Below are 1498 nucleotides of genomic sequence, written 5' to 3'. Positions count from 1 at the left end.
CGGGTTCGCGCCGGCCGGCGCCTCCACCAGCCCGGCGGCCAGCGCATCGGCCATCTGCGCGTCGTTGCCGCCGCGCACGGCGAGCGGCAGCATCTGGCGCTGGCGCAGCAGCTCGATCAGCGCCGGGAAATCGATCGCGGCCTCGGCCTCACGCACCTGCGACAGGTCGATCACCACCGGATCGCGCTCGAACAGGCCCGGTGTGTCGGCGATCCGCTCGTCCAGCTCGCGAGCCAGTGCCGACAGATCGGTGGTCTTCAGGATCACCGCGACCAGCATCAGCGCGGCACTCTTCAACTCGAAGCTGGCAGAGCTGCCGGTTCTCTGGTCGACGGTCATGGGGCGGGCGAGAGGGAAGAAACGCGACAAAGGTCACAGTGTATCGGGCGGCCGGCGCATTGCGGCACTGCAACGGACCGGCTCAGCCCCTTATCGCTTCAGCACCGGCGCCAGCGCCACGCCGGTGTGCGTGCCCGCGGCCACCACCTGCTCGGGCGTGCCCGCCGCCACCACACGGCCACCGCCGGCACCGCCCTCGGGACCGAGGTCGAGCACCCAGTCGGCTTCGGCGATGACGTCGAGATCGTGCTCGATCACCACCACGCTGTGGCCGCCGTCGACCAGCCGATGCAGCACGCGGATCAGCTTCTCGACGTCGGCCATGTGCAGGCCCACCGTGGGTTCGTCCAGCACGTAGAGCGTGTGCGGCGGCTTCTGGCCGCGCCGCGTAACGTCGTCACGCACCTTGCTGAGCTCGGTGACGAGCTTGATGCGCTGCGCCTCGCCGCCGCTCAGCGTGGGCGAGGGCTGACCCAGTGTCAGGTAGCCCAGGCCCACGTCCTTCAGCAATTGCAGCGGGTGGGCGATGGCGGGCATGGAGGCGAAGAAGTCGACCGCCTCGTCCACCTCCATCTGCAGCACGTCGCCGATGCTCTTGCCGCGCCAGGTGACGGCCAGCGTCTCGGGGTTGAAGCGCGCGCCGTGGCACAGGTCGCAGGGCACCTTCACGTCCGGCAGGAAGGCCATCTCGATGGTGCGCAGGCCCTGGCCCTCGCAGCCCGGACAGCGGCCCTCGCCGGTGTTGAACGAGAAGCGGCCGGCGGCATAGCCGCGCGCCTTGGCCTCCAGCGTCTCGGCGAACAGCTTGCGGATCGTGTCCCAGAAGCCGATGTAGGTGGCCGGGCAGGAACGCGGCGTCTTGCCGATCGGCGTCTGGTCGACCTCGAGCACGCGATCGATCGGCTCGAAGCCTTCGAGCTGGCTGCAACCCACCCAGCCGGCCGCTTGCCGGCGGCCAACGCATCGCGGCCGGCCTTCGTGGCCTTCATCGCCACCGCCGCGTGCACGTTGACCAGCAGCACGTCGCGCGCGACGGTGCTCTTGCCCGAGCCGGAAACGCCCGTCACCGCAACCAACCGCCCGACCGGCACGCCGACGTCGAGCCCGGCCAGGTTGTGCAGCGTGGCGCCGCGCAGCGTGAGCCAGGGCACGCCCGGCG

2 pseudogenes are annotated in these 1498 nt (G+C 70.7%); both read right to left on the bottom strand.

Going from position 1 to position 1498, the window contains the following annotated elements:
• Positions 1–339: pseudogene (locus x551_RS22080) on the bottom strand (septum site-determining protein MinC); the annotation flags it as partial.
• 90 nt (positions 340–429) lie between these two features.
• Positions 430–1498: pseudogene (locus x551_RS22075) on the bottom strand (excinuclease ABC subunit A); the annotation flags it as partial.

Origin of the sequence: Methylibium sp. T29, assembly GCF_000576205.1 — a bacterium.
Classification (GTDB): domain Bacteria; phylum Pseudomonadota; class Gammaproteobacteria; order Burkholderiales; family Burkholderiaceae_C; genus Methylibium; species Methylibium petroleiphilum.
Note: the sequence above shows the minus strand (reverse complement) of the source record. Positions and strands in the feature narration are given on the sequence as shown.